General features: G+C 37.2%; 10 protein-coding genes. 9 read left to right on the top strand and 1 reads right to left on the bottom strand.

The features are described 5' to 3' along the window. Positions 1 to 156: 156 nt before the first annotated feature. On the bottom strand, positions 157 to 1,587 hold the full coding sequence (locus I8U17_RS17460; RefSeq protein WP_198059926.1) for a tetratricopeptide repeat protein: 1,431 nt from the start codon (positions 1,585 to 1,587) through the stop codon (positions 157 to 159). A 257-nt stretch (positions 1,588 to 1,844) separates the two neighbouring features. Between I8U17_RS17460 and I8U17_RS17455 the strand changes: the two genes are divergently transcribed. The 9 genes from I8U17_RS17455 (at position 1,845) to I8U17_RS17420 (ending at position 8,196) form a co-directional block, all read left to right on the top strand. Further along, on the top strand, positions 1,845 to 2,177 hold the full coding sequence (locus tag I8U17_RS17455) for a hypothetical protein (RefSeq protein ID WP_198059925.1): 333 nt from the start codon (positions 1,845 to 1,847) through the stop codon (positions 2,175 to 2,177). Positions 2,178 to 2,546: 369 nt separating this feature from the next. Next, positions 2,547 to 2,861: a hypothetical protein gene (locus tag I8U17_RS17450; RefSeq protein ID WP_198059924.1), complete on the top strand. Its 315-nt coding sequence runs from the start codon at positions 2,547 to 2,549 to the stop codon at positions 2,859 to 2,861. Between the two features lie 61 nt (positions 2,862 to 2,922). Further along, positions 2,923 to 3,195: a hypothetical protein gene (locus tag I8U17_RS17445; protein ID WP_198059923.1), complete on the top strand. Its 273-nt coding sequence runs from the start codon at positions 2,923 to 2,925 to the stop codon at positions 3,193 to 3,195. A gap of 1 nt (position 3,196) precedes the next feature. Next, positions 3,197 to 3,376: a VVA0879 family protein gene (locus I8U17_RS18950; RefSeq protein ID WP_370589287.1), complete on the top strand. Its 180-nt coding sequence runs from the start codon at positions 3,197 to 3,199 to the stop codon at positions 3,374 to 3,376. Between the two features lie 209 nt (positions 3,377 to 3,585). Beyond that, positions 3,586 to 4,800 (top strand): methionine adenosyltransferase, encoded by a 1,215-nt coding sequence (locus tag I8U17_RS17440; protein ID WP_198059922.1) that lies wholly within the window; start codon positions 3,586 to 3,588, stop codon positions 4,798 to 4,800. Between the two features lie 36 nt (positions 4,801 to 4,836). Then, positions 4,837 to 5,862: a hypothetical protein gene (locus I8U17_RS17435; RefSeq protein WP_198059921.1), complete on the top strand. Its 1,026-nt coding sequence runs from the start codon at positions 4,837 to 4,839 to the stop codon at positions 5,860 to 5,862. Positions 5,863 to 5,894: 32 nt separating this feature from the next. Next, positions 5,895 to 6,893 (top strand): phosphotransferase enzyme family protein, encoded by a 999-nt coding sequence (locus I8U17_RS17430; protein WP_198059920.1) that lies wholly within the window; start codon positions 5,895 to 5,897, stop codon positions 6,891 to 6,893. A 15-nt stretch (positions 6,894 to 6,908) separates the two neighbouring features. After that, positions 6,909 to 7,664 (top strand): SDR family NAD(P)-dependent oxidoreductase, encoded by a 756-nt coding sequence (locus I8U17_RS17425; RefSeq protein WP_370589286.1) that lies wholly within the window; start codon positions 6,909 to 6,911, stop codon positions 7,662 to 7,664. 52 nt (positions 7,665 to 7,716) lie between these two features. Beyond that, entirely contained in the window at positions 7,717 to 8,196 is a 480-nt protein-coding gene (locus I8U17_RS17420) for a hypothetical protein (RefSeq protein ID WP_198059919.1), read from the top strand. Positions 8,197 to 8,247 lie beyond the last annotated feature (51 nt).

Genomic DNA, 8,247 nt, shown 5'->3' with positions numbered 1-8,247 from the left:
GGATGAATTCGTCCTGAACATAGAAACCTTCCTTCGGAATGTTTTTTTATACCTTTTCAACAAAAAAGGCTGTTGACCTTCTTTGTCAACAACCTCACCCTAGTATACTTACTTGAGTATACTAGGGTAAAATTGAGCCAATAATAACGAACCATCTTAGGTGTTTGGCGGATCGCCAGCTGAACGACGTTTATTTGTTGTGAATTCGTTTAGCATGAGTACTTCACCCCCTTTGTTGAATGTTTCAGCATAGGAATAAAAGAAGTCAAGAGCATAATTTTTAAAGGTGGGGTCTCCAATTTCGCGTAGGAAACTTGCTGTTATGAGAAGAAGTTCGTTTTTTTGGTCTGTAAAAGAGTGCTGTTTGGCTAGCTTTAATGCCTCGTTGAGATAATCTAGTGCTTTATCATGTTTTTTTAAGCTAATATGACATTTTCCTAAGCCTATAAGAGCTTGTATTTCAAGAAAAACATCATTTGTTTTTCTGCTATATTTCAAGGATTCTAGAAATTCCTTTTCAGAAAGTTTGATGTCCTCTTGTTTATAGTACAACTTTCCTAGCTGTGAGTAAACGTAAGCTAATAGATATTCCTTAGCAATTTTTTTCTTTAACTTTAATCCTGTTGTAAAACAACATTCAGCCATACTTAATTTGCCCATTTCAATATAAATACTCCCCAACGTCGTCCATAATTCCAGGGAACGTTCATACATCTTATCGATACGGGCAAGTTCAATACCCTTAAGTGCATAATTGATGGCTTGGGGAAATCTTTTGCCTTTAAATAACAGTTTCGCTTGCATTTCATACATATTTAATGCTGACTCTTTACTTTCGCTTATGTAAAGATTCATTGTATTAGCTGAATAATTGTTTAGTGAAAGTTCGTCTAATATTACTTGTGCATCACCAAGGCGGTTTAATTTTTCAAGATAAATCACTTTACTGATGAGAATTAAATGTTTACAATATTTTCTCTCGCCATTTTCAACAAAATATTTTTCTGCCTCCTCAGTATATCGAAGCGCCTGATTAAAGTTATTTTGGATGTACTCTATTGTACTTAAGTCTTGATAACAAGCACTTATTAAATTCGTGTATTTCATTTCAGGAAATTGCCGGTCGATTAAATGAATTGCGTTAAAAAAATGGTTATACGATTTTTTCCAATTCTTCTTTTTGAAATAACACTTCCCTTTCAGATACTCAATAATAGCATGATATGGATGTTTTTGTGGAATAGGAAATTCTCTTAACTGCTCTAACCCTTCTTCATAGTTTGCCAAGTCAATGGTATTTTCTATGGAAATCAGTTTTAATTTCAACTCTTCCATTAAGCTGCTTTCTCGGTTTTTTTGTTCCTTTTCCTTCTCCTGTATGTAAAATTCGGAAATATCCTCTTTTAAACCTAATTTTTTTAATGCGTATTTCATTTTATCCTCACTAACCTGTCCTTTTCCACTTTCTATATTGCTTAGTACGGTTTGAGATAAAAAAGAATCTACGAGATCACTTTGGCGTAAGTTTTTCGATTTCCTTACTTGACGAATAAACTTACCAAACTCGATTCTATCCACTCTATTCATTTTACATGAGCCTCCTAAAAAATTTTTTTACTTGTTGATGGGAAAAATCAATAATTTATTGCTAATTAACTGAATATATCGCCTATTTCGGGTGAGTAACGCCCGAAATTTTTTGTCCTAAACCGTTATTTGGTGAATATTTTGTTTGATCAGAGTATAACTTCAGAAATTTGCAATAATTTTCTTAAATATTATATAATACAAACAACAAGTTTGGCAATATTTCCATATAAATGTTTTTTGGAAGGAGGAAAGTAATGTTGAAACTCCAAGTTGAAGGCAAAGCACACCAAGTCGAACCATTTCTGTGTGACCTAAAGCAACGACCACAAATCGAACTTCACCAAGAGCGCGTTCAGGAAATGGCTGATGACGATCGGATTTGTTTCACATGTGAAGTAGATCTGCAACCGTCACGCCGGGTAAAGATTGTTCATCTAATAACCCAAAATGGTGGAGAAATTCGGATGCCCTTGCTTGATGTCATTTACGCAGAAATTGAGGAAGGAAGGAAAATCCTAGCGGGAAAATCGTTTGATATCTTTGCGGATAGAAAAAAAGAGCCAGAAAAAATGGCTCAGACAAAATAAAGCTATTTTCCCCATTATATCATGGATAGGGGATAGAGGGAACCGAGTAGAAGGGGTTCCTAAATGATGAAGGAAAAAATTATTTACTGGTGGGATCAATCGGAACGAGTACTTATTGTTATTTGTCCTTCCAGAAATAGACTGAAAAGGATTAAAAATCCGAGGAAGATCGAACGTTTTTTGCAAGTGCATCAGGTCACATTGGAAGAGTGCAAGGGAGTTCATTGGGATTTTGACTACTCAGGTCTGTTCAGGAAATTTTGGTGGTAGGAAAACGGATTGTAATTATGGGAAAGTGGTAACACATCAAAGGATTGGATACTCGGAGAGAAATGCCGGGTATCCAGTCAGTTAAAGGGTGTTTGAAAGGTGTTGCGATTAACTGTAGAGGGACCTGAAGAGAAAGTGAGAGCCTTTTTGAAGGATTTCTCAATCCTTCCGCAACATAAAGTATTGGCTACGTCCGTACCTTACGAAGATGATGAATTGGCAAAAGGCGAGGTACAGATTCTTTGCCATTTTCGACATATCCCGCTGAGTGAAATCAACGAACCGATTTCCGTTACGTTTCAAACCAAGGATGGGAAGTATTTAAACTTTCATTTGTTGAGTGGGCACGTCATTCGGGATGGAGATACCATCTCAGTAACAGGAAGGGCCGCAGCTGGTCTGTTGAAGGAGTAGTAATATTGGTTCATAACAAAAAACGTGGTGATTCGTGCTTATGTACTAGGAGGTAACACTCGTGATGGTTGGCTTAGGTGTGATTGGGGTTTTATGTGCTCTAGGGAAAATGATTTTCTTACTAAGGAAAAGTAAAGATCCTCTTTTATATGAAATCGCTGATAAAACCTCATTTTTTGATTACTTTCTACTCTTGATGACTCTAATGATTTTTTTATTTGACATGGACGACGTTATTCAGCTACAACTCCTCGATCTCTTTCTCGTTGTTGGGATTGCAAACACAATCATGACTTTTTACTTTGCCAGAAAGATAAAGAAAAGGGTTCGATAATATGATCAAGCAAACAGAAGATGAGTGGTTACTGGAGATGAGTAAGCGATTTCCGAACTTAAGAAAAGCGACCTTTGAATGTCCACAGTGTGGTCATGTTCAGTCGATTGAGGATTTTCTTAATCTCAATCTCGATACAACCAGGGCTTATAAGGATTGTCTGGGACGATTTCGGTTGTGAGTTTACTGTAGATGCCGGAGCATGTTTATCTGATAATGTCCGGATAGTGGTGGATTGAAAAGGCAATGAATTTAAGGTGTTTAATTTTATCTAGTCGACATCAATTTTACAAAACACGTATTATTTGAAGGAATTGACCAGTAAACCATAGAAAAGTATTTAGTAAATATATTCTAGATTATTAATATTCTGTCAGGGGGGGTTATTAAATGGAAATCTATATTGCTTCAGGTTCGGGAATTGATGTGGAGAACCATCGTTTTGAATTGGTCGAACGTAAAGGTGTTGGTCATCCAGATACTATATGTGATGCAATTGCAGAGAGAGCATCACAATATTATTCTCGACACTGTATTCAAAGATTTGGTCGGGTTGCTCATCATTGGTTTGATAAGGTTATGCTGATCGGTGGTGAAGCGGATATTGACTTTGGAAGAGGTGAATTGATAAGACCGTATATTGTCATCTTTGCCGGTAAGGCCGCTTATGCTTTTGGGAATCAGAAAATACCTGTTTATGAAATATTGCATCAAGCAGCTGTAGATGTGTTGTCAGAGGTATTAACGGACTTTGAACCTTCCAGAAGCCTTGAGATATCTGTACAAGTTGTCGACTATTGTGGACCGAGTCGAAAAAATTCTCGTTATCGTCCAATGGTCTTAGATGATTTAGTTTCTCTTGATGATAAAAACCGTATTTCAAATGATTGCAACTTGTTGTCTGGGTACGCACCATTGACTTGTCTTGAACAGATGGTACTTTTCTGTGAACGATATATAAATAGTGCAGAATTTAAGCGAGTCAACCCGGATACAGGTTGGGATGTGAAAGTATTAGGGAGTCGTCATGATGATAAGTTTAAGCTGTTAGTGAATTTGCCTTTCATTGCAAAGTATATTCGTTCGAAATCTCAATATATTCATCGAAAAGAAGAGGTTACAATGTTAATCAAGGAAAATATTATAAAAAAATTCAAAAAGGATATCGATATAATAATAAATCCAGATGGAGATCGAACAAGTCGTCCATATTTAACAGTTTTCGGATCTGTTGCAGATACGGGAGATGTTGGTGTTGTGGGGCGTGGTAACCGTATAAACGGATTAATTACCCCTATGAGGTCTATGAGCATAGAGGCTCCTGCAGGTAAGAATCCACTCGATCATACAGGAAAACTTTATGGGATACTTGCTCAGCGGTTAGCAGAAGAAATTTATAGTATTTATAACAGGTCAGCTGAGGTGAATATATTAACCTCAAAAGCAGCTTCTTTATATGATCCGGATGAAGTTATTGTACACATTGAGGGCTGGACAGGGAACGAGGAAGATAAAGGAACATTAAGAAGAATTATTGATTCACGTATTAGGTCCGTGGACAGTATTACTGAAGAGTTAATATTTAAAGGGATCACTATGTGGTAATTTCTTTGAATATATACGAGAGTGGGGTGGTGGGCTTTGAAATCTGAGATTTTGGAAGCTTTAGGTGAATGCGTGGCTAGGCCAGAAGAACCATTAGCGTTTTGGATATATCCGTATCATTTTAATCCTAAAACCGACACAAAAACCAACCAGTTCATTTGCATGTTAAAACCAGAATTATGCAGAATTCAGGATGGAGTTAATATTCAAGGGGTATTGGAATTAATTGAAAATAGATTTTATTTATGGGGTGTTCAGATAAGAGCTATTCGAGTATTCTCTGCAAAATATTTAGAGAAACACGATCTCATCAAAAAACAGTATTCTGTATTAAATAAAGTGTCGAAGTATGGATTAGAAGCATGTCCCGATATTGTAAGAAAGCGATTATACCAGATGTTTCCGCAAATCAAAGATAATATCTGCAAAGTAGAAGGTAGTTTTCAAGTTTTAAAAAGATACCCCAGTTTGTCTCCACTTGCATTAGAAGTTCTTTCACAAAATGTTAAGACAGTTAAGCTTGGCTCTGGGGTATATGCTATTTCCTTAAAAATTGATGGTACAGACTATGTTGTCCTTAATCCCTTCTATCCTTGCCAATTGGATTGGTTTACAAAAGAAGGAAATGCAGTAGTAGTATTTGAATGTCTGTCATCCAGAGATCTAAAAGATATACGTCAGAAATTGGTTGGCGATATTAACCCATATTTGGCCGCACAAGAATCGTTAAGACATCTATTGTTGAAATATAACAAGGAGTTTAATTTGTCAAATGTAAGTATTCGTTTTAATGGAATTCACATCTCCCCAGGGCCTGTAGAAGGATTATTTGGTATTATCCGTTATTTCAGTGATGTACATCAAGACAAGTTAGTTCATATTCAAGATACATCTTTCGGTAACTTGTTGATGCAAAATGGCATGGATAAAGATCAGATTACGAAAATGGAAATCAACCCCATTTTATCAGTAGGAGAATCCAATGTACCGCTATTTGAACTCACAGAAGAAATGAATTGGACAGATGCTATAAAAATTATGCATAATTGCTTTTTAAATTGATGATTAGGAATGCCCATGGGGGGATATTTAGTATGACCAGAGAGGGTGGAACGAACGAGGCTCAGCTTGCATTAGAAGTGTTTACTCGATTTTTTATGGACAGTTTTACAAACATAGATCCACTTCAAGGTGCTAGTCCCAATCGGGTTTGGTTGATAACAAGCAGTTCAGGAGATTATGTATTAAGGAAGTGTGTTCGAAATAATGATAGAGAGTGGCTTCTGCACTTGGAAAAACTGACAGATATGTTATTACGCTACGAATTTCCTGTTGCCCCAATATTAAAATCTCGACAATGTGATCGAACTATTTACCATGCAGGATATCATTGGCAGTTAAGGCCCTATGTTAAAGGGAGATTTTTTCAGCTTGGTCAAGATACTGATATGGTCGAAGCCATACGCATAATTCTTGATTTGCATAATATTAAAAACTTGCCGTCAGGTCCTCCTAATCCCAATATCGGTATTGAGTATTGGTTAGAACACCCTGATGTCTGCTTAAAAGAGACAGAAATTGAACTATTAAATTGTTGTAATAAAGAACAAGTTACACAGCTCTCATCTAAATATGCTGATATCCTGGAAGATTCACTCTCATTACTTTCATTTGATTTGTATCAGACCCTTCCCTATGTTCTTACACATGGAGATTTTCATGGGACGAATTTAATATTTAGTCAAAATCGAATTATTTCAGTGCTTGATCTTGACACGATTGAAGTTCGACCACGTATTTATGACCTGGCAATAGCAGCATTTTTCTTAACACGAAAAAAACGTGGGAGTTTTGCTATTGATCCTAGACGTACAAAAACATTTCTTCAAACCTACTCGGCACATAATAATCTATCTCTCCTTGAGTTACAAGTGATTATTCCTATATTACAGCTTCATTTTTTGCCTACCGGTCGCTATTTGCGTCTTATGTATACTGAAACTCCCGAACTATTAAACTGGTATCTCGACTGGTCTTTAAACGCCGCTGTTTCTGTTAAAAGACTCTTAACTTCAGTGATTAAGACAATTTGAGCTTAATGATAGGAGGTGTTTAAGATAGGAGAAAAACGTGTTGCTGTTGTTTCAGGCGCTAATCGAGGCATTGGAAAAGAAGTATGTTGGCAACTGAAAATTAAGGGTTACCAAGTTTGTCTGACTGCTCGCAATGAAAATGATGCACATAGAACTGCACAAGAGCTTGATTGTACCGGGAAGATGGTTATTGGTCATCAACTTGATGTCACTGATCAAAAAAGTATCGAATGTCTCAGAGATTTTATTACACAGGAGTTTGGCAGAGTTGATGTTCTAATAAATAATGCAGGTGTGTTTTTGGATAATGAAATGAATGGCCAATATCCAAGCATATTAGAAATGGATGCTCAACTATTGATATCTACAATGGAAGCGAATGTGTGCGGAGCATTAAGTCTAATTCAAGTCTTTTTTCCGTATATGAAGCAGGCTAACTACGGAAGGATTGTAAATGTTTCAAGTGGAATGGGAAGGATCGCAAGTATGCAAGTAAATGAATCAATTCGACGAGATTTGCGTAGTGGGCCTTTTTACCGAATATCTAAAGCGGCCCTGAACATCGTGACTCGTATAATTGCAGCAGAGGCCGCTGGATTTAATATATTAGTAAATGCTGTTTGTCCTGGCTGGGTTCGAACCCGAATGGGGGGATCAAGGGCAGTCCGATCTGTTGAAGAAGGTGCTAAGGGGATCGTATGGGCGGCAACATTGCCCAATGATGGTCCATCAGGAGGTTTTTTTCGAGATGGGAAGAGCCTAAATTGGTAAATTGTTTTGTCAGCGGGTTATTCGAAAATATATTTGAAAGGTTGTGTTTATTTTGCCTAATAATATTCGGGTCGCAATTGCTGGAGTTGGATCATGTGCTTCCAGTCTTATCCAATTGGTTGCTATGGCCAAAAGAGAAGAGGCCGGTCAAAGCCTTTCTGGAATTATGCATGAGGAAATCGGCGGTTATAGAGTTAAGGATATTGATTTCGTTTGTGCTTTTGAAGTAGATCAACGAAAAGTTGGATTGGATCTGGCTGATGCGGCTTTTACCGAGCCAAATATTGCAAAAAAACATATAGATATTCCTTTGCAAAATGTTATTGTAACAGCTGGACCACTTCTGGATGGGATTGATGGGCACCTTTCTCAAATCATTAGACCTGCGGAGCAAGCGCGTCAAGTAGAGACAAAATATGTTACCAAGAAATTGAGGGATGCTCAGGCAGATGTTTTAGTCTGTTATTTGCCTACTGGGTCATATTGTTACCGCCGGTCTATAATTGACCCAGGATCGCCGAAAAAGAATTGACCCACTCCCCGTCGAATAAATCCCCTTCGAATAATACCGCCAAATTTCTTC

The sequence above is a fragment of the Thermoactinomyces sp. CICC 10521 genome, from assembly GCF_016055135.1.
GTDB classification, from domain to species: Bacteria; Bacillota; Bacilli; order Thermoactinomycetales; family Thermoactinomycetaceae; genus Thermoactinomyces_A; species Thermoactinomyces_A daqus.
Note: the sequence above shows the minus strand (reverse complement) of the source record. Positions and strands in the feature narration are given on the sequence as shown.